Origin of the sequence: Lysinibacillus sp. NPDC058147, from assembly GCF_042884205.1 — a bacterium.
Taxonomy (GTDB): domain Bacteria; phylum Bacillota; class Bacilli; order Bacillales_A; family Planococcaceae; genus Lysinibacillus.
Genome location: NZ_JBHVUJ010000001.1, coordinates 527773 through 547988, shown reverse-complemented (window position 1 = coordinate 547988; position 20216 = coordinate 527773). Strand labels below are relative to the sequence as shown.

18 protein-coding genes and 1 pseudogene are annotated in these 20216 nt (G+C 35.4%); all 19 read right to left on the bottom strand.

Features of this window, described 5'->3' with window-relative positions; all coding sequences use genetic code 11:
- Positions 1-86: 86 nt before the first annotated feature.
- Positions 87-656: a manganese catalase family protein gene (locus ACFVT8_RS02680; RefSeq protein WP_387082076.1), complete on the bottom strand. Its 570-nt coding sequence runs from the start codon at positions 654-656 to the stop codon at positions 87-89.
- A 120-nt stretch (positions 657-776) separates the two neighbouring features.
- Positions 777-1046, bottom strand: coding sequence for a spore coat protein CotJB (locus ACFVT8_RS02675; protein ID WP_387082077.1), 270 nt, complete (start codon positions 1044-1046; stop codon positions 777-779).
- Positions 1039-1266 (bottom strand): spore coat associated protein CotJA, encoded by a 228-nt coding sequence (locus ACFVT8_RS02670; RefSeq protein WP_387082078.1) that lies wholly within the window; start codon positions 1264-1266, stop codon positions 1039-1041. The genes ACFVT8_RS02675 and ACFVT8_RS02670 overlap by 8 nt, the downstream gene beginning before the upstream one ends.
- Positions 1267-1663: 397 nt before the next feature.
- Positions 1664-2149, bottom strand: coding sequence for a DedA family protein (locus ACFVT8_RS02665; protein ID WP_387082079.1), 486 nt, complete (start codon positions 2147-2149; stop codon positions 1664-1666).
- A gap of 668 nt (positions 2150-2817) precedes the next feature.
- Positions 2818-3489 (bottom strand): deoxyribose-phosphate aldolase, encoded by a 672-nt coding sequence (gene deoC, locus ACFVT8_RS02660; RefSeq protein WP_387082080.1) that lies wholly within the window; start codon positions 3487-3489, stop codon positions 2818-2820.
- 271 nt (positions 3490-3760) lie between these two features.
- Positions 3761-4954 (bottom strand): hypothetical protein, encoded by a 1194-nt coding sequence (locus ACFVT8_RS02655; protein WP_387082081.1) that lies wholly within the window; start codon positions 4952-4954, stop codon positions 3761-3763.
- 29 nt (positions 4955-4983) lie between these two features.
- Positions 4984-6195 (bottom strand): amidohydrolase, encoded by a 1212-nt coding sequence (locus ACFVT8_RS02650; RefSeq protein ID WP_387082548.1) that lies wholly within the window; start codon positions 6193-6195, stop codon positions 4984-4986.
- A 171-nt stretch (positions 6196-6366) separates the two neighbouring features.
- The gene (locus tag ACFVT8_RS02645; RefSeq protein WP_387082082.1) at positions 6367-7665 is read right to left on the bottom strand and encodes a hypothetical protein; all 1299 of its coding nucleotides are present in this window, start codon (positions 7663-7665) and stop codon (positions 6367-6369) included.
- 190 nt (positions 7666-7855) lie between these two features.
- The gene (gene mtaB / locus ACFVT8_RS02640; protein WP_387082083.1) at positions 7856-9205 is read right to left on the bottom strand and encodes a tRNA (N(6)-L-threonylcarbamoyladenosine(37)-C(2))-methylthiotransferase MtaB; all 1350 of its coding nucleotides are present in this window, start codon (positions 9203-9205) and stop codon (positions 7856-7858) included.
- Between the two features lie 370 nt (positions 9206-9575).
- Positions 9576-9770, bottom strand: coding sequence for a hypothetical protein (locus ACFVT8_RS02635; protein WP_387082084.1), 195 nt, complete (start codon positions 9768-9770; stop codon positions 9576-9578).
- Positions 9771-10254: 484 nt separating this feature from the next.
- Entirely contained in the window at positions 10255-10446 is a 192-nt protein-coding gene (locus tag ACFVT8_RS02630; RefSeq protein ID WP_387082085.1) for a hypothetical protein, read from the bottom strand.
- The gene (locus ACFVT8_RS02625; protein ID WP_387082086.1) at positions 10443-10607 is read right to left on the bottom strand and encodes a hypothetical protein; all 165 of its coding nucleotides are present in this window, start codon (positions 10605-10607) and stop codon (positions 10443-10445) included. Before ACFVT8_RS02625 ends, ACFVT8_RS02630 begins: the two co-directional genes overlap by 4 nt.
- A 219-nt stretch (positions 10608-10826) precedes the next feature.
- Positions 10827-11234 (bottom strand): YhfM domain-containing protein, encoded by a 408-nt coding sequence (locus ACFVT8_RS02620; protein WP_387082087.1) that lies wholly within the window; start codon positions 11232-11234, stop codon positions 10827-10829.
- A 174-nt stretch (positions 11235-11408) separates the two neighbouring features.
- Positions 11409-12381, bottom strand: a pseudogene (locus tag ACFVT8_RS02615) (reverse transcriptase domain-containing protein).
- Between the two features lie 1552 nt (positions 12382-13933).
- Positions 13934-14713, bottom strand: coding sequence for a CsxC family protein (locus ACFVT8_RS02610; RefSeq protein ID WP_387082088.1), 780 nt, complete (start codon positions 14711-14713; stop codon positions 13934-13936).
- 137 nt (positions 14714-14850) lie between these two features.
- Positions 14851-16659 (bottom strand): BC_2427 family protein, encoded by a 1809-nt coding sequence (locus ACFVT8_RS02605; RefSeq protein WP_387082089.1) that lies wholly within the window; start codon positions 16657-16659, stop codon positions 14851-14853.
- A 589-nt stretch (positions 16660-17248) separates the two neighbouring features.
- A complete protein-coding gene (locus ACFVT8_RS02600) occupies positions 17249-18061 on the bottom strand; it encodes a CsxC family protein (protein WP_387082090.1) in 813 nt (270 codons plus the stop codon).
- 380 nt (positions 18062-18441) lie between these two features.
- Positions 18442-19179: a 16S rRNA (uracil(1498)-N(3))-methyltransferase gene (locus tag ACFVT8_RS02595; protein WP_387082091.1), complete on the bottom strand. Its 738-nt coding sequence runs from the start codon at positions 19177-19179 to the stop codon at positions 18442-18444.
- Between the two features lie 83 nt (positions 19180-19262).
- Entirely contained in the window at positions 19263-20204 is a 942-nt protein-coding gene (prmA, locus tag ACFVT8_RS02590; RefSeq protein ID WP_370079453.1) for a 50S ribosomal protein L11 methyltransferase, read from the bottom strand.
- Positions 20205-20216 lie beyond the last annotated feature (12 nt).

Here is a 20216-nt window from a genome sequence, read left to right as displayed (position 1 = left end):
TTGCTGCCGCTTCGCTTTCGCACAGTATAAAACATTGTTGCTGCCGCTTCGCTTTCGCTACAAAAACCATTTGCTGAAAAAAGAAGTTAAAAGATTTTCTGACTATCCCTATCGTCTTTTAAAATTTCTACAGCCTCTCTGAAACGTAGAGAATGGACGATTTCTCGTTCCCGTAAAAATTTCAAGCTATCATTCAAATCAGTGTCATCCGATAAGTCAATAAGCCACTGATATGTCGCTCGTGCTTTTTCTTCAGCTGCGATATCCTCATACAAATCAGCAATAGGATCCCCTTTAGCCTGAATATAAGTTGCCGTAAACGGTGATCCAGCTGCATTCTGATAAAATAATGCACTGTCATGATTGGCATAATGCTCTCCAAGACCAGCCTCTTTTAGCATCTCTGGAGTGGCATCCTTCGTAAGTTTATAAATCATCGTGGCAATCATTTCTAAATGAGAAAATTCCTCTGTTGCGATATCTGTTAACAATCCAACCACTTTATCAGGAATAGTATAGCGCTGATTCATATACCGAAGTGCTGCTGCTAATTCTCCATCTGCACCACCATACTGCTCAATTAAATACTTAGCTAGCATAGGGTTACATGTACTCACCCTCACTGGATACTGGAGCTTCTTTTCGTAATACCACAAAAAAATTCCTCCTAGTTACTCATAATCAATTATGGCGCGACATAGTTGCTTCCAGAACGCTACATAAACATTAGTAGCTATCGTTTCACTTTCGCTACTAAAAACACTCTCTGAAAGAAGTTAGACTTGCCATGGCCAAGGTGTTTCTACCCAATTAAAAGGATAATTTGAATAACTTCTCCCAAAATTCATAAGCGGTCCAAATTTTTGCTCAAATTCAACCTTAAGTCGCATACTTATTTCAGTGTTTTCATTAAATTGCTGAATAGCATCATAATCGTGAGGATGAGTATCTAAATAAAGATTTAATTCCACTATTACAAAATCAATGGCTTGTATTTCTTCAAGTAGCTTATAAAATTCAGGTGGCATCTCTATCTCTTTACTCATTCTTCATCCCTCCTTTTTGGGGATTTGGATAGGGGCTAAATAATTGAGGCCATAACGTGCCAGATCTGAGAGCTTCTCTAGGGGTTTGATATTGTGGTAGCCCAGGCGGTTGAAAACCAATATATAATTGAGGCGGTGTAGAGAAACTTTTAACCCTTATAGGTGGACATGGATCGAACGGGCTAATAAAAGGCTTCCAATATTTATATTGCGTAAACATTGTATCCTCCCTTCTGTAATCAATTACATCAGTGGAGTATATGAGGTAGATTAAATTATTATTCAGACTAGTGTTATGAGTCTTGCGGAAGTCAAACTAGTTACTATTCATAGCAGCAGATTTGAAAGAAAGATTTTTTCACCCTAAAAGCGTATTAGAAAAAGGATTATGTAATGTCTTACTCAAATTAAACTACACTCATACGAATCAGGGTCGCACGTCTTAGGTAATAACTCGCGTGACAATATCCTTAGAACACATAAAGAAGCTCGCATTTTGAAAAACGCGAGCAACATTTTGTAGTTGATTATACATTTAAGTTCTGTACGGTAAGAAAAATTTATTATCCTTTACGCATTGCCCTGATCAAACTTTATTAAAATTGATCGTATTATCTTTAAAGAGTTATACCAAGAAAATATCCTATAGAAATAAAAATAATTACCCATGTTAAAGCTCCAAAACAAGCGAAAGCGAGGTAAGTCCTAAAATTCATCTGTGTTATTCCAGACATGTAGCTCGTTACATGTCTAATACCTGGAACATAATACCCTATAATTATTGTCCATGGTCCAAAACGATGAAACCATCGTTCAACTTTAGTAAACCGTTTATTATTGAGACCAAACCATTTTCCATACTTTAATATTATTGGTTTCCCTAATTTATTACCAATTAAATAGCTAATGATCATACCAGTAGATGACCCAAGAAAGCTTAAAATTATACTCAATAGATAGTTTAAATGCCCTTCTTGGCACATAAATCCCACAAACGTCATCAAGATCTCATCGGGAATTGGTAAGCCAATTATTCCTAAAGATAAGAGTAAAAATATAGCAAGATATCCATATTGACTTATAAAACTGCTTATGAATTCCACAGATAGTTTCTCCTTTTTTAATACAATTCGTTACCTTTATCATCAAACATCATATATTTCCCCATTTTTTGCTTAAGAATAATTATTAAAAAAAGGCAATTAAGATCAATTAATAGTAGTTAACAGAGGATCGCCCCGATAATTCTACGCATTCAATCTTTCTATGTTATCGATGTTACTAGGTTATGTAAGAATTTATTTCGTATCTATACAATGTTCTTATAAAGAGAAAATTAATTAGTTCAATAATCAATAGTTATAAAAACATAAAAATTATAAATTTCCTCCCTAACATTTTTGCAATTACTCTTCATAATACATCATCTACTAGGAGTTAAAAAGAGGGGTATTATGGATGAAACAATTACAATAAATCAATTGGTTATAATTTTTGATGTAAATCATCACTAATTAGGGAAATTATCAACTTGCTCAAATTTTAACATTATTCAGCGGATGTCATGGAAATTGGATAGGAATTCTTTGTTGTATGCACAAAGGCTATTCCAGACGCAGTTATGCCTAGGCATAATTGATCATTGAGGGGTTTCAATTACGGGGATTATAGAAGTTAAGTCACACGTATTGTACAATAAAAAATCGTAAACATGTACATGGGGCTAGTTCTTAAAGAACAGCCCCGTAATATTTACTATAAGTATTTTCTATTAATAATTAGAATCTGCAATTAATCCATTCATAATTGCTACTCCAGAGCTTGCTCCGATACGAGTTGCCCCAGATTCAATCATCTTTTTCATATCCTCTAGGCTTCGTACACCACCAGAAGCTTTAACACCTAAATCCGGGCCTACTGTTTTACGCATTAAGGCAATATCTTCTGCTGTTGCGCCTCCAGTAGAAAAACCAGTTGATGTTTTCACATAATCAGTACCTGCTGCCACAGCTAGCTCACATGCTTTTACTTTTTCTTCCTCAGTTAGAAGGCAAGTTTCAATAATTACTTTTACAAGCGCACTGCCTTTTGCCTCTTCAACAACTGCAGCAATATCTGCTTGTACAAGGTCATAGTTTTTATCCTTTAATGCACCGATATTTATAACCATGTCTACCTCTTGAGCACCGTTTGCAATCGCATCTTTCGCCTCGAATGCTTTAACAGCTGGCGTGTTAGCACCTAAAGGGAAGCCAATTACAGTACAAACTAAAACATCTGAGCCTTGTAATAGCTCGCTGCTATAATTTACCCAAGTTGGATTTACACAAACAGAAGCAAAATTAAATTGTTTTGCCTCTGCACATAATTTTTCGATTTGCTCTTTCGTTGCTTCAGCCTTTAATAATGTGTGATCAATCATACGAGCGAAATTTTGTTCCATTTTTATTAGACTCTCCTTCTATCGATAAGTTGTACGTACCTCTCTGGCATCATAACATTTTTTCACGTTGCCGTCTAATTTCTTTCCAAATTTAGATGTATTCTATTTCTTTAGAAAACCAGTAAACTTGTGTAATTTAAGACATTAGAAAGCCAACTATAGATACATTTATTTGTAATCTGATTGATGTATCTTCAACAATTGGTAGAGACAGTACAATTATTTCTAACTAAACGTTCAAATTAAAGTCTCGTTTGTTAAAACAAAACGTCTACAATGTTTTGATTAAGATACTTGCAATAACTACTGATCCTACTGTTACCGTCGTAAAACCACCTATTAACATTGGCGTTAATATTTCATTTAATATTATTTCTTCTTCCTCTTTATTTCTACCTACACTTCTACTAATCTCCTCACACACAAGGTAATCACCCGGGAACCCAACTGTGGCTGTTAATGCTACTGGAAGACCTTTCAAAGGATCCCATTTAAATAGTTTTGATCCTAAAAATCCCCCTATAAAAATACCGAATATTCCGACAATCATAATTAAAAATGTTTCAGGAAGACGACTAATAAACATACTAAATGTTATGTCATTCATAGTAGCAATAATTAAAAATATGAGTCCAGCCATCCCCACTGTAAAGGCATTAGCACGCTCCATAGCACGCTCTGGATATAGACCTAATAATCTACCACCAATTCCAATCGCCAATGACCATAAACTATACGGTACACCAGTTAATCGATCTAAAACCATTGCCAATGCACCACCGATAAATAATAAGAAAAGAAGAATAAGATTAGTTTGATATTTCTTAGGAATCAAAGTGTCACTGCGTTCCTTTACATTTTCCATAGAGATAACTTCCTCTACATCAACATCCAAAGTAGCAGCTGTATAAGTTTTAGAATCAATTGTTCCTCTAAACTTTAAGGCATATCGACGTAATAAATTTGCTGAAAGCGGCATACCAAATAGAGATTGTAACGATAGTATTAAAGCTGAAATTGTCACTAGACTTGTCAAGCCCATTTCTTTTAGCCCCTGCGAGGTCACAAGAAAAGCAATGACTCCACCAGTTAATGGACCTGTTCCCGCAACAGCGCTTTCATAATCAAAAATCATAGGAATCAAAAGAAGAATTAAGCTTGCACCAACAATAATGCCCATCAATGAAATGACCACTGCCCTCCATTGACTACGAATAGTATTCAGTGGAATTAGTGTGCCCATATGAATGATGATCGGAGCTGTTCCTAATACAGCACCAACTTCAATAAATTTGGAGTCACTGATAAGGTTCTTTGGTATTATTCCCGTCCAAATTAACACCAGATAGCCAACTATAGCGACTAGAAACATAGAAACCCTGGCTCTTGTCAAAATTGAAATGATTTCCCCCAATGCGATTAATGACATGATAATCATTGTTGCAATAACTGGTTCATGTATCATCTTTTTCATCCCCTTTGTTTATCTATTTTTCATTGAATGTAGATTGATTTTTCATTCATCATTTCTGTTCCCTCTATCTCTAATAATTTAAAAGATGATTGAACAAACAATTCCACACCAATCTCTAATGCTTCTTCATCAATTGTAAAGCGTGGATGATGGTGCGGATGAATTATCCCCTTATTTTGATTTCCAGCTCCCACAAATATGAAGCAACTTGGGCGTTCATCTGAAAATGCGGAAAAATCCTCACCGCTCATCAATGCAGGTAGTCTTAGTAAATTATCCTTCTCCCATATTTCAACTACTACTTCTTCTATCAATTCTCTAACCCTATCGTTATTTATAACTGAACTGTAGCCAAAATGATAATCAATCTCAAATGATGAATTATGTGCTTCCGTAACGCCCTTAACAACTTTTTTTATTAAATCTGGAACTTGTTGACGAATTTCAGGATTAAGGCTTCGAACCGATCCACTTATAATAGCAGTGTCAGGAATGACATTATAAGCACTCCCACTATGAAACTTCGTTACAGATACTACTAATTTTTCAAGTGGATCAAGATTTCTTGAAACAATATGCTGAAGATTGTTGATTACTTGTGATCCAATTGCAATTGGATCAATCGTTAAATGAGGTTCTGAAGAATGGCCTCCTCTTCCTTTTATTTTTATATCAAATGTATCGCTTCCAGATGTAGCAGCCCCATGACAGATCCCAATTTTACCGATTTCGATAGTGGACGCAAGATGGATTCCAATCACTTCATCCACCCCTTCTATTACACCCGCTTTTACCATTTCTTGTGCACCTCCTGGAAATAGCTCTTCAGCATGTTGAAATAAAAAGCGTACCTCCCCCTTAATTAAATTTTTTAATTGTGTAAGAACCTTTGCTGCGCCGAGTAACATCGCTGTATGCCCGTCATGTCCACAAGCATGCATCACGCCTGGATGCTTTGATACAAAGTCAAAATTATTTTCTTCTACAATTGGAAGCGCATCCATATCTGCTCGCAATGCAATAACTTTACCTGGATTAGGACCAATTAATCGAGCCATAACGCTTGTTTTAGTTGGACGTGAAATTTCTAAACCTCCAAAAGTCTGTAATGTTTCATAAACAAACTGTGCTGTTTTATCTTCTTGAAAAGATAACTCTGGATATTTATGTAAAAACCTTCGCCATGCAATTACCTCCTCTTTAGTAGTCCCTACTAATTGTTGAATCATCATTATTAAAGACACACTTCTCAACTCCCATTATTATTTTTATTTAAGGACTATTTAAAGAAAAATTTCCTTAAAAGAAGTATAAGAGTTCATGCATTTAATTACAAGATTTTTCTGAAAAGTACAAATAAAAAAGTAACGACCAAAATAAAAAGCACCTAAATATTTAGGTGCTTATAACAATCGATAAATTTTCGTTGGTCTTCCACGAGTGGCATACGTCTCTTGACCAATGCATTGTGCCAAATCAACTTTGCACATGTCTGTAACGATACGTCTTACATTACGCTCTGTCATCTCAAGGTGTGTCGCAATCTCCTTTGTTGTAAAATCATTCCACCCCATTTTTTGTATGAGGGCCACTATTTTTTTATATGTTTTCACACTGATGTTACCTTTTTGTAACTTTTCAATAAGAATTTCATTTTGTGTACGACTAGTATATTGCAGTTCCTCTTTTTTACCTGGGGACTCTACAATTAGTCCATCTTCTTGAACAATGACAATTTCACGTTTCTTCATTGCTTTAGAATGCTGAATAGCACGAAAAGCATTAATTTCTGCCGAATAAGCCGTTTCTCCAAACCCAATACCGACCGCAACAGTAGTATCTGCTTCAAACGCCAATCTTTGAACCGTTTCTTCAAGTGTAAAGATTTCTCTTTCAATAGCACCACGGGAACTAAAAATCATATATCTTCCATTTCCTTTATCAGAAAAAGAGCCATTAATTCTCTCTCCAAGTTGAATTAACATTTCTTTTAGTCGAAGTTCTAAATACTGTAGATTATAAGGTGTTTTCATTTCCTCAGCTACTTTGTTAAAATACTCAACTTCAATGATTTCAACTCCTATTTGAGTATCTTTAAAATAAGAAGCTTTTACTTTTTCAGAAAGAATCCGAAGTGATTGACGTATTTCCATTGTACTCATTGACATTTTGTAAGCTGGAACTCCCTGTTCTCTTAGCGTTTCACACACGGATGGGAAACAAGTTAGAGCACCTTCTGTCTTCCCCTCATTCCATAAGTTCAAGTGAAAACTTAACAATTCATTTGTATCTACATCTAACTCAAACATTTTTGTATAAATCGTTGGATTATTTATAGATAACTGTGACATACCTTCTTTACTAATATTATTTACGATCATAGTATCAATACTTAGCTTCTCAATAATATGATTCTGTTCATAGATCATCTCTAATAAAGCTTTATAAAGACCTGATTCTGCAGCAGGAACATGCACCATTATTTTATCTGCGCCTAATTTCCTTTTGGCAATTTCATATGGAAGTGGACCAGAAAAAAACCAAGCGTGTATTTGAAAATTGTGTTCTTCAATAATCGTCTCTACTTCCTCAATTTCTACATAAGGAAGGGATATGAATTCTAAATCATTTTTATATTCTTCTGCTAAGTCTAATATTTGTGCGATAGAAGTTTTTAGTCCAACTAATCCAATTTTGTACATTTGTTTACCTACTTCCTTTATCAGTTGAAATAAGGTCAAGTTCATTTAAATAAATATTGATAGTAATCTAATTGCACTTATATATTATTTTAGCATGTTATTTGTAGGAAAAATACGCGATATCTTTAATTGAAAACATAGTAAAACACCGTCCAAAATTTTGAACGGTGTTTATTCATTGTACTCTATTTTATTTTACTGTTTCTAATACACGAACAAATTGTCCTTTAGAATGTGGATATCCAGCTTGAGTAATTTTCACTTTCACAAGCTGACCGATTAGGCTTTCAGGACCTTCAAATACTACTTTTAAGTAATTATCTGTATAACCTGTTAAAAGCCCTTCCTCATCGCTTCCATCATGCACGAATTCTTCAGGAATTACCTCTAGTACTTGATCTTCAAAGCGAGAAGCATACTCCTTCGCTAATTGGTCATTTAACGCAATTAGACGGTGAACACGTTCATTTTTAATGTCCTCGTCAATTTGGTCCTCCATACGCGCAGCTGGTGTGCCTGTACGTGGAGAAAACGGAAATACGTGTAATTCAGAAAACTTATGATCACGAATAAAGTTATACGTTTCCATAAACTCTTCTTCAGTTTCTCCTGGGAAACCAACGATTACGTCAGAAGTGACAGCCAAGTCCGGTAAAGCTTCATGTAGTTTAGTTAAGCGTTCACCGAAGAACTCCATTGTATACTTACGGCGCATACGTTTTAAAACTGTGTCAGAACCAGATTGGATAGGAATGTGTAAGTGGTTGACAACGATATTTGATTCACGTAAAACTTCAATCACTTCATCTGTTAATTGACTAGCCTCAATTGAAGAAATACGAAGACGTTTTAAGCCTTTCACATTGGCCTCTAAATCACGTAGTAATTGCGCTAAGTTATAATCTTTTAAGTCTTGTCCATAGCCACCTGTATGAATACCAGTTAGAACAATTTCAAGATACCCCGCATCCACTAGTTGTTGCGCTTGGTTCAATACTTCTTGAGGATCACGAGAGCGCATTAACCCACGTGCCCATGGAATAATACAAAACGTACAGAAGTTATTACAGCCTTCTTGTATTTTTAAAGATGCGCGTGTACGGTCTGTAAACGCAGGCACATCTAATTCTTCATAGACGCGATTTTTCATAATGTTGCGTACAGCATTAATCGGTTGGCGCTCAGTAAGATATTGGTCTATGTAGCCAAGTAATTTAGTACGATCCTGTGTTCCTACAACAATATCAACACCAGGAATCGCCATAATTTCTGCTGGAGATGTTTGAGCGTAGCATCCTGTAACACAAATGACAGCGTCTGGGTTTTGACGAATAGCTCGTCGAATAACTTGACGTGATTTTTTATCCCCTGTATTCGTTACAGTACATGTATTAATGACATATACGTCCGCTTGACGATCAAACTCTGTTCGTTCATAGCCTTCTTCTTTAAATAGCTGCCAAATCGCTTCTGTTTCATAATGATTCACTTTACAACCTAGAGTATGAAAACTCACGATTTTCGATCGCTCGTTACTCATAATATATATCATCCTTTCAAGAGTACATTACAATAAATAAAATTATTAACGTGTCTTATAATAGCACAAATAAATATAATGAGCCTAGTTTTTTAGCTAGGCTCATTATTATTGTATAAAATCCAAAAACATTAAAGGCGTGGTGACGTCCAAGGTGACTTGTTAAAGACAAATTCGGTTCAGTTTAAACATTTCTAAATGCAAAAATTAAAAGCATTTCAACAGAGGTTTAATACGATGCACATTAATGTAATAAATCCACATAAATATTACCATGAGTGTAAAATAAAGACTATACTCTTGAATGTGGTCCTAATTGATAATTACATTTCATCATAAAAAGTAACACCTTGTTTGATGTGACCTTGCATTAACTCAAGAAAATATATACTTCAACAGTATTAAGTTCTTCTACATACACAAAGTCCCGTCTCTCTACTTTGTAAAATGAATTTTCCAACCCTACTTTATCTCCTACATTAGGCAATACAGGTATCGTGTTAGTAAACGTTTTAAGATGACATTTGCCATTTGCTTCACAATAAGTTATGGATAACTTTTTCATTGGTAATCACTCCTTCTACATTAATCATATTGTAGACGGATACCAATAATACAAAGAGACTACCAATTTAGTAGCCTCTCATGCTTGAAGGTAATACTTGTAAATCGAAAATATCTAAAATAATTGTATTTTCTATAATTGTCTTTTTATTAGTGATTTTGTTAGTATCATACTTCTCTATGAGAGTGAAATATTAAGTCTTAAGCAATTTACCAAGGTAGTAACAAAGAACTTTTTTAACTTTGTTACTACCTTATTTTTAATATTTATTTCTTACAAACATCCCACACAAGCATCTCTTCTAGCACAACTATACGACACCACTACAACTGTAACCGTAAAACATCGGCGCCAAAAAAAGTACTGACATCGAATGAATCGCTTCTTTCAAATCCCTTTGGGCTGTATGTTCATGAACATTATGCAAATCTGCTATTTCAGAATATGTCATTTTTTCATCGTTTATATAAAAATGCATATGTGTTTATCTTCGTACCGCTTCTGCTCCTATGTGTTTGCAATCCATCTCATAGACTTTATTCATATTATCTATGAACCGTATCATAGCAAGAGTAGGTGCCTCATTTCTTTTCATAGATTCTAATGTAAGATATTCTTTATCAGGAGTGATTATTTCCTCTTGCTCCCCATCTTCTAAATCCATACTCTCATTCATTTATAGTACACTTTTAAATGACGGTAATTTTCCAACTTTATTCTCGTATTGAAAAGTCGTCTGTCTAATCTTTTAGTTTTTTCTTCTTGTTGCAGCTCGTTAAACTTTGCAATTGCTACCTCAGCTATTGCAGCAATTTGTTCTTGTGCGATATTAGACATAGGTACACCACGCAACTTGTACAAATCTATAAAACTTGATAATTAGTGCCGATTTAGATATTGAGCATTCTTGCAAACGAGTACAAATGAATACATGAAGCAATTCGATATTCTCAACTTCAACCTCAACCTTTAAGCTTTCTTCCAACGATCCTCTATGAAATCTAAACATCTGCATAGTAATCACTACTGCTTTCATTGCTCATATTGTGCAGTAATTCACTTTCCTGCTTTATAGGACTCAAAAAGTTCAATTAAAGCTGATGTGGCTTCTTCATTCAAAGAATACATACTATTTATATAAAACCTCCCTGTATTTGCGCTAGCGTAATACCATAAATCAATCTTATCTTTTGAGTCGTTTGCATATATTACTTCAATCTCATACAATGGACCTTCATCTGTATGAGGCCCTGATAAAATAATGGCATTTTGCATTGCATTTTTAATAACGTTGATTTCAACAGTATTTTCAATTTCTCGTCTATACCCCGCATTTGAACCTTGTCCGATTACATTTATTTTTCGAATTTCACTAGCAAACTCAAAGGATTTTACTTCAGTTTTTACTTCTCCATTACACCCTACAAGAATCAACAAAACGAATGTATATAACAATTTTTTCATTGAACCTCAAATCTCCTCTAATTTGTTTTATAAATTAGACTTGAAATTCACGACATAGTTACAAATAGTTACAAACTATAGCAATAGGTAAGACTTTGAAGTTATCTCCATCTTTTCCCCTGCTCCACACCGTACGTGAACCTTTCAGCTCATACGGCGTTCCATCTTATTCTTTTAGACTAAAGCAACTAAATTACATTTCTTACGAAATTGGTTTAATTTCTCCAATTGTTTACCATCCAATCGGAGGAGGCTCTTATCTCTTTCAATCGTCTCTGTTTCTGTAGCGTGTATTAATTTGTGAACATTTTTATGCATTATTACAAGGTTCTTAAATTCATCTGTACCTCCCATATGGCGAGGGATTTTGTGATGACAATGGACGTCTTCTGCTACTAAGAATTCTCCTGTTATCGAACATTTACCTGACTGCATGGATTATCTGGATATTCGGTTATCGGAGTACTCAAGAGAATCCCTCCTTGCGGAGTTCCTTTGGTTGGGATTCCAATACCTTTTATAGGTGCTTTTAGCATTTTTGATACTACACTTAACACCCTTCTATCACAGATTCCTATATTGTACATTTGTTTTAACAGCTTTGAGTGACTGACATTATCAAAGAAACCTTGAATATCTATGTCTACTACATGTTGATTTAATGCAATATTAGCAAGAAATTGACATCTCCCCATCGCATGATGAGTTGACCTATTTGGTCTAAAACCATATGAATGGTTGTAAAATCTAGCTTCACAGATGGGTTCTAGTATTTGTTTGAACATTTGTTGTAAAGTCTATCTCTCATAGTCGGAATCCCTAGTGTTCTAGTTTTCCCATTTGGTTTTGGTATCTCTACCCTTCTGACTGTTTGAGGTTTATAATATTTTAATGTTGTTCTTATTTCATCAACAAACGTTTCCACATCTTCTATTTTATATTGCTCTATGGTGATACCATCTGTACCAGCAGTTTTTGAGCCTGTATTAGCCTTAATATTGCGATAGGCTAATAGAATATTATTTTTAGATATGATATGTTCATATAAATTTAAACCTTTAGTTGCATTGTTCTTACTTCTTTCGTAAAGGTCGTCAAATATACTTTGCATATCATAATATTCTGCATGTCGTAGTGTTGTACTCACCGATGGTGTGTTGCCCCTTTCATGCGTGTAGGAGTATCAGATAATTCGTTTCAGCTCAACATGACGGCTTTCATTCCGAATTTCGGTTAATCAGTTGTGGCTGTGATAACAGCCTCCCATTTCATGAATAAACATTTATAGGGAAACGTTTCGCCCCCTGCACAATATGTTTCAAATAATCCTTAATGATGGTAGATATGCACCTTTGTAATTGGAACGCTAGCAAATGTTAATTTGGTCATTAGAATTCCCGTCAGAATAAAAGCTGTTGCTATAACTAATCTTGGAGGCGTTTAAATTTTAAATAAAATTAATAACCCAAGAATAATCCAATACATAATAAATAGAATTTGGTACATTATTTTTACTGTCTCTATGTTACCAACCTCTTTTTTAGATAATGTTTACCTCCGGCGCAAAATACCCTTAATTATCGTTTTATTTGTATTCCTGCTTTTTTTTATTGATCTGCTATTTCGTTCATCATCCTAACTGCTAAATCATGTGACTGCATCAATTTTAGGATCAATGGTAAGTGCGTTTAGCATATGATAAAAATCCTCTGATAAAGTTAATTCCATTTCGTTTTCTTTGTTAATGTGCATGAAACACACCTCACTCCCATACTCTTTTGTAATCCCTGAATAACTCTACATGAGTCATTTTTCTTTTCTTTTGCAAACAATCCGTACATTCCTCATAAATGATGTAGGCCTTCTAAATCCTCATACCATACATGAATTAATTCTTCTTTGGTTTCATGCTCAAATAGAAAGTTATATGTTTTTCTTACTTCTACTAGTTCCCCTGGACACTGATAAAAGGATTATCATGCTGCTTCCTTCTAGCTTCATCATTTGAAAATTCCAGTTAAGTTAAACGCGTCACTAATGATCAGCAATCGTTTTTCCAAAGGTAGCGACAACCACTTTTTAAATATCAATACCTAAATCTCTGCCCTGATAAATTTCGTCATAATAAACGGCAAATCTTAAAATCAATTGCTTTTTATCCCTCTGTGGTTTTCTCCACATCTTTTATACATCCTCGATAAAGACCGCTTCCAGCAAACCATTGATCTTTTACGATTGTTTTGTTGCATTCCTCATGGGCCTTTTCCTTTCTCGATTTTCTCTACGCAAACAAAACACGTATGAACCTTTCGTGTTATCACCATTTTTTATTTCGGATGTATATTATCGGTACTCCATCCTTTCAATTCCATTGCAGTCATTCAGTATCATAAATTGAGTAATCACATCGGTTCATAGGCTGTTCCACTAAAACCAAAAACAGCAGCTATTTTATCCTTCTTAATCCATTTAATTTAATTAAGACACCTACTATTCCCCACATCATTTTACAACCCTCTAACTCCTCCCAATACCCTTGTAAGAAATCAATTTCTTTGGATATTAAACTAAAAAAGGCAGTTGAAAATTCAACTGCCTACTCAAATATTGGATTTTATCAGTGCATTATATATTCCATGGTTGTTTTTCCAAATACAGAGAACTACCTTTACTTGTGCTGCTCCTCTAAAAACTAGAGTTTAGCTAGGAGGAGTAAGTCCGAAAAGATTAGGAGTTATTATATCAGTGCCAGCTCCAAGGCGGACTTGTTGAACTTGCAGTACTTTTACAGTAAGCTCTAGCACGATTTTTTCACGTAATGTGCTGAAAGTCCCTTCTGGTGCTGCCATTTTTGGTGAGAAATCAAGTTCAAAGAAGTTTGCAGCTACTAACTCGCCAAATGGTTGTTCATTGTATTTAACGAGATTTTGGAAGAAAGCCTTATCCAATCGAGCATCCATTTGTGTTTTTTCATTAAGGAAGTTCGCTTCGGCAAACTCGGAAATCCCTAAGATTGGAGTAGAACCTCCAGGCGTTTGAGGGAAAGTAAGGTCTGTAAAACCTGAAAACGGAACATCGGCAATTCTATCACGAAGTGCCCCATTACATGCTGATGAAGCATACTCTATATTTTTGCGAATATGTCCCGCAACAAACAATTTAGCTCTTGTTACCGCAAAAAAATCAGTGTTGTCAACACGTGTAAAAGCAACCGGTACTAATTTAACCTGATTTAAGAATACATTTTTTTTCACTCTTTTGATTTCAGTTGCTGCAGGAGTGAGCGTAATATCTGACTCCACAACGATCTGAAGTGTTGGTTCTGAAAGTACCACCGGAACTTTAATAGTCGGAGCCGTAACCGGTGTAACGACTACTGGAGTAGTAGCACTCGTTAAAGGAATTTGTTCAGTTGATGCCACTGGGCAAGGTTCGGCTTTACTAACATGATTCACTTGACTATCTAATTGATCACTCAAAATGTTCCCTCTTTTCATTTTTTTTATGAGAGTACTCATATCGCTAGAATATGTAGGGATTTAATCCATACATGGACATATACACTAGTTTTTTAAAAAAGAATTTTTTTGAGCAGAGATAAAAGTTCAAGCATCCTTTAGATCCTTGGCACTCGAATTTTCTGTGCTTGTTGCAAATGAATGATTATTTCTAATACAATGTTTTGACACATTTGGTTTGAATGTATTAATGACTCATTTTGTACAGGTACTGCATTCCCAATGTGAGATGTTGTATATTCAATACTCTGATGAATATAACCTTCAATAAATAAATTCCCCCTCAATGCTGAACATGTCCCATTACCTAATGATTGAGAAAACTGATTAGGAACGAATTTACAATTAGTTAATACTACCTCATTCGAGATATCTTTAACTCCCACAATTCCTTTTTCAAATACGATATTCTCTTCAAGGCATATTTCTATTTTATATTCCCCTACTACAACTGGAACTTTAATGTGCATAAAGTCATCGGAACTGTAAGAGTGATAATTGGTTACTCCTTTTTTAATTAATTGTGTGTTATGTAAGGGAACTACAACTGATTTAGACGGATTACTCTTCTGATTTTTTTTATCATAAGTATCAGTTTTCATTAAAAATAGTATTTGATTAATTTTTGAGTGAACCAACCGACAATCAGGTTGTTCAGGATAATCCGTTATAGTACTAAATAGTTTGGTTTCAAATTGCGGAGTAAGATGATTGTCTGGATCAATAAAATCAAATGTATTTTTAATAACCTCACCACAGATAGGAGCATGAAGAAAATCATCAATTTCTACGTGAGTAGAGAATGGGCTTTTTTTGGTTTTAGAATATACTTTCCCTTGTACTAGCTCAGGAAATGCATTAACAGGATCTGTAAAATTGTTTTTCTCCTTCTCTTCTGTATCAATAAGACATATTATTTCCTTCCCAACATCAGATTCAGAAGGACTGCAAATTTCACGTTTAGAGTCTAGTTCGGTTTGGGTTGCAAAATCTTGCTCTTTTATAGGCTTGGTTTCTTCTATATCGACTGAATCAAGAGGGTCATTCATTTCATCCTCTACATTAGTTTCAGAAGGAATGTGTAGTTCACAAGCGGAATCTAGATGTGATGCAATATCCTGTTTTTCCATAGGCTTGGTTTCTTCTGCATCTTCTATATTAAGGAGATCATTCATTTCATCCCCTACATTAGTTTCAAAAGAAATGTGTAGTTCACGATTGGAATCTAAACAAGCTACAAAATCCTGCTCTTCTACAGGCTTGGTTTCGTCTATATTTTCTGAATCAAGGGGATCATTCATTTCATCCCCTACATTAGTTTCAAAAGGGATTAGTTCACGATCGAAATCTAGATGGGCTTCAAAATTCTGTTCTTCCACAGGCTTGGTTTCATCTGCTTCTCCTGTATCAAAGGGATCATTCATTTCATCCCCTACATTAGTTTCAAAAGGGGTTAGTTCACGATCGAAATCTAGATGGGCTTCAAAATTCTGTTCTTCCACAGGCTTGGTTTCATCTGCTTCTTCTGTATTAAAGGGATCATTCATTTCATCCCCTACATTAGTTTCAAAAGGAATAAGTAGTTCAAGATCGGAATCTAGATGGGCTTCAAAATTCTGTTCTCCCACAGGCTTGGTTTCATCTACATCGTCTGTATCAACAGGATCATTCATTTCATCCCCTACATTAGTTTCAGAAGGAATGAGTAGTCCACAATCGGAATCTAAATGTGATGCAAGGCTGGTTTCATTTTCTTTTTCTATTTCGAGGAGATCATTTATAAAATCGGAATTAGGAGAATTTTGTTGCGATGCTTGATCCATTTCAATGGGTTCAATTTGACAATTATATTTTTGTTTGGAACTTATCTCTTTCATCTCTTTATAGTTAATCCATGGAGTTTGCATTCGTTCACTCCCAAATAATGTTTTTGATAAAATTTGATCCGTAAAATCCTACGATAAGAGAAACATGTTCAAAATCGTTTTCTTCAGGAAAACTCACGAAGTAACCCGTTTTCATTTAGTTACGTTGCCTTGAAGAATAAGGATTAAAAAAACTGCCATTTTCGTTTTTTCTAATGTTTGATAACAGCTAAACACTTTTTCTTCTATTTTTGCTCGAATATATGATAGATGTGTATAGCTTTTAATGAATGCCCCTTTTTTCGAATATTGTCAAACGACATCATTATGAGCTACTGTTATTTTGATCTAAGTGTCGCACTTATAATTACAATCCATTTTATGCTTTATTTTCACTTTTGTCACAGAGTACTTTCCAAATCTCAGGTAGCAATTAAGATACCGATGTGTTTGAGAGATGATAGCACCCCAAATTTTATCTATCCATTATTTGTTTTCAACTCAATTATTTGATAGCACCTTTAAATACAAAAAGCAGTTGAAAGTTCGATTTAGCCGTACTTTCAACTGCCAACTTTTCAGTGCCCTCGAAATGCCCTTTCTTATCTGTTTTACTCCTCTAAAACTAAGATTAACAACAAGGATTAGAAGGAGGAGTCGGAGTCGGACTAGGACTTGGTGGAGGAGTCAATTCTGTTAAAACAGGAATTATTACATTAGAACCAGCTCCAAGGCGAATTTGTTGAACTTGCAGTACTTTTACAGTAAGCTCTAGCACGATTTTTTCACGTAATGTGTCGAAAGTGCCTTCTGGTTCTACCATAACCGGTGAAAAATCAAGTTCAAAGAAGTTTGCAGCTACTAACTCGCCAAATGGTTGTTCATTATATTTAACTAGATTTTGGAAGAATGCTTTATCCAATCGAGCATCCATTTGCGTAGTTTCATTAAGGAAGTTCGCTTCGGCAAACTCGGAAATTCCTAAAATCGGAGTAGGGCCTCCTAGTGTTTGTGGGAAAGTAAGGTCTGTAAAACCAGAAAACGGAACATCGGCAATTCTATCTTGGAGTGCAGCGTTACATGCTGCTGTAGCATATTCTATATTTTTGCGAATATGTCCCGCTACAAATAACTTAGCTCTTGTTACCCTAAAAAAGTCAGTGCCAGCAATACGTAAAAAAGCAACTGGTACTAGTTTTACTTGATTCAGGAATACATTTTTTTTCACTCTTTTGATTTCAGTTGCTGCAGGTGTAAGCGTAATATCTGCCTCCACAGCAATTTGAAGTGTTGGTTCCGCAAGTACAACTGGAATTTTAATAGTTGGAGTCACTAACGGTGTAGCGACTAATGGAGTAACCTCAGTAGTTAATGGTATTTGTTCTGTTGATGTTACTGGACAAGGTTCGACTTGATTAACTTGAATATCTAATTGATCACTCAAAAAAATTCCCTCTTTTCATTTTTTAGTATTAAGGAGCGCTCTATATTAGAATATGAAGCACTTAAAACTATACTTGGACTTGTATACTAGTTTTTTCACTTATAATAGAAATGGAATTTTTGAGTTGAACATTGGTTTATCTTACTTGTGTTTTAAAGCTTTTCTTTAAAAAATCAAACCTATTCTAACGAGTTTATCGGGACTACAATGTAATAGAGCCGATTCAATTTTTTTTGGAATCGGCTCTTTTTGTTAGGATTATTAAAAAACAGTCATTGTTTGTGGTTTTGGCTATTCCTTCAAACCTTGCAACGACTGTACTAACACGTAAATTATATTGCAGTTTGACCATGCACAACCATCGCGTGAAAATGCCTACTTCATTCAAATTCATAAGATATTGCAGACAGTGCATAGAGTGGCGCAGTTTCCGCTCGTAAAATTCGAGGTCCTAATGACATCGTTTGGGCACCTGCTTGAAGCAAGGCATCTGCTTCTTTTCTAGCAATGCCGCCTTCTGGACCAAAAATAATAAGAATTGATTTCGACTTCTTGTCATACACGTTTTTTAACTTCTCTGAAAATCTTGTGCGTTGTTCTGCTTTTGCGTCCTCTTCATCTGCTATAAAAACGGCGTCGAAATTGCCAACTTGTTCTACTAGCTGTTTAAAAGAGATTGGTTCATAAATTTCCGGGATATGTGTACGATGGGATTGCTCAGCTGCTTCTTTAGCAATTTTTTGTAGACGCTCTTGCTTTTTGGCACCCTTCTTTTTATCCCATTTAACGATGGAACGCTCCGCTTCAAATGGCAATAAGGCAAACATTCCAAGCTCCGTTGCCTTTTGCGTAATAAGTTCAAGTTTATCGCCTTTTGGCAAACCACATGCCACTGTTACATTTACAGGTAACTCTGGAGAAGGAACGATGTCACCTGTAGTTTGAACGTGTACCTGATCTCCTTCGAAGGCTACAATCTCACAAATATGGGCGGTATTTTGTGCAACTACAACGATTTTGTCGCCCTCTTTCATACGCATTACTCGTTCAATATGTCGCGCATCCTCTCCGCTAATACGTGCTTCCTCAATGGTCGTCTCAATAAAATAACGTTGCATATTACCATACTCCTTTTATAGCAAGAAGAGAAAACGCCAAATCGCCAGCACTCGGCTCACGATTTGGCGCTTCCTCAATCAATTTATTGTGGTCGACGGGCAATGATCGCTACCCAATCTTCCATTAGTAATACTTCTTCGATTACAAATCCTGAAGCTTCTAGTGCTACTTTTACATCATCACGTTTTGCGCCAATGATGCCTGAAGTGACATATAATCCACCCGGTTTAACAACTGAAAATGCATCGTCAGTAAAGGACATAATAATTTCTGCTAAAATATTAGCCACAACGACATCAGCTGGTTCCTTAACTGTATCCAATAGATTTCCATGGAATACAGATACTTTATCATCTACTTTGTTTAATGCAGCATTTTCTTGTGCTGAACGTACAGCTACTTCGTCTAAATCAAGTGCATGTACGCTCTTAGCTCCTAGTAAGGCTGCACCAATTGATAGAACGCCTGAACCCGTCCCGATATCGATAACTGTATCGCCCTCTTTTACGACCTTCTCAAGTCCTTGTAAGCACATAACAGTTGTAGGGTGTGTTCCTGTACCGAAAGCCATACCAGGATCCAATTCAATAATTAATTCATCTGTTGATACTGGTACGTATTCTTCCCATGTTGGCACAATTGTAAAGCGTTCAGAAATTTTTACAGGATGATAGTATTGCTTCCATGCTGTTGCCCAGTCTTCCTCGTTCACTTCCACAATCGATACAACATTTTCACCAATATCGATGTTGAAGTTCGTTAGATTTGTTATAGCCGCCTTAATTTCTTCGACTGTTTCATTTAAAAAACTAGACTCTGATAAGTAAGCCTTAACAATAACACCATCTCTCGGAAAATCCGCTTCATTTAGCGCATAAATTTCACCATACTGATCTTCTCGTGGCTTCGCAAATTCTGCAGAATCCTCAATAACCACACCACTTGCCCCTGCTTCATGCAAAATATTCGAAATTGCTTCTACCGCTTCATTTTTTGTATGAATGGATAATTCTGACCACTTCACGTAGCTCTTCAG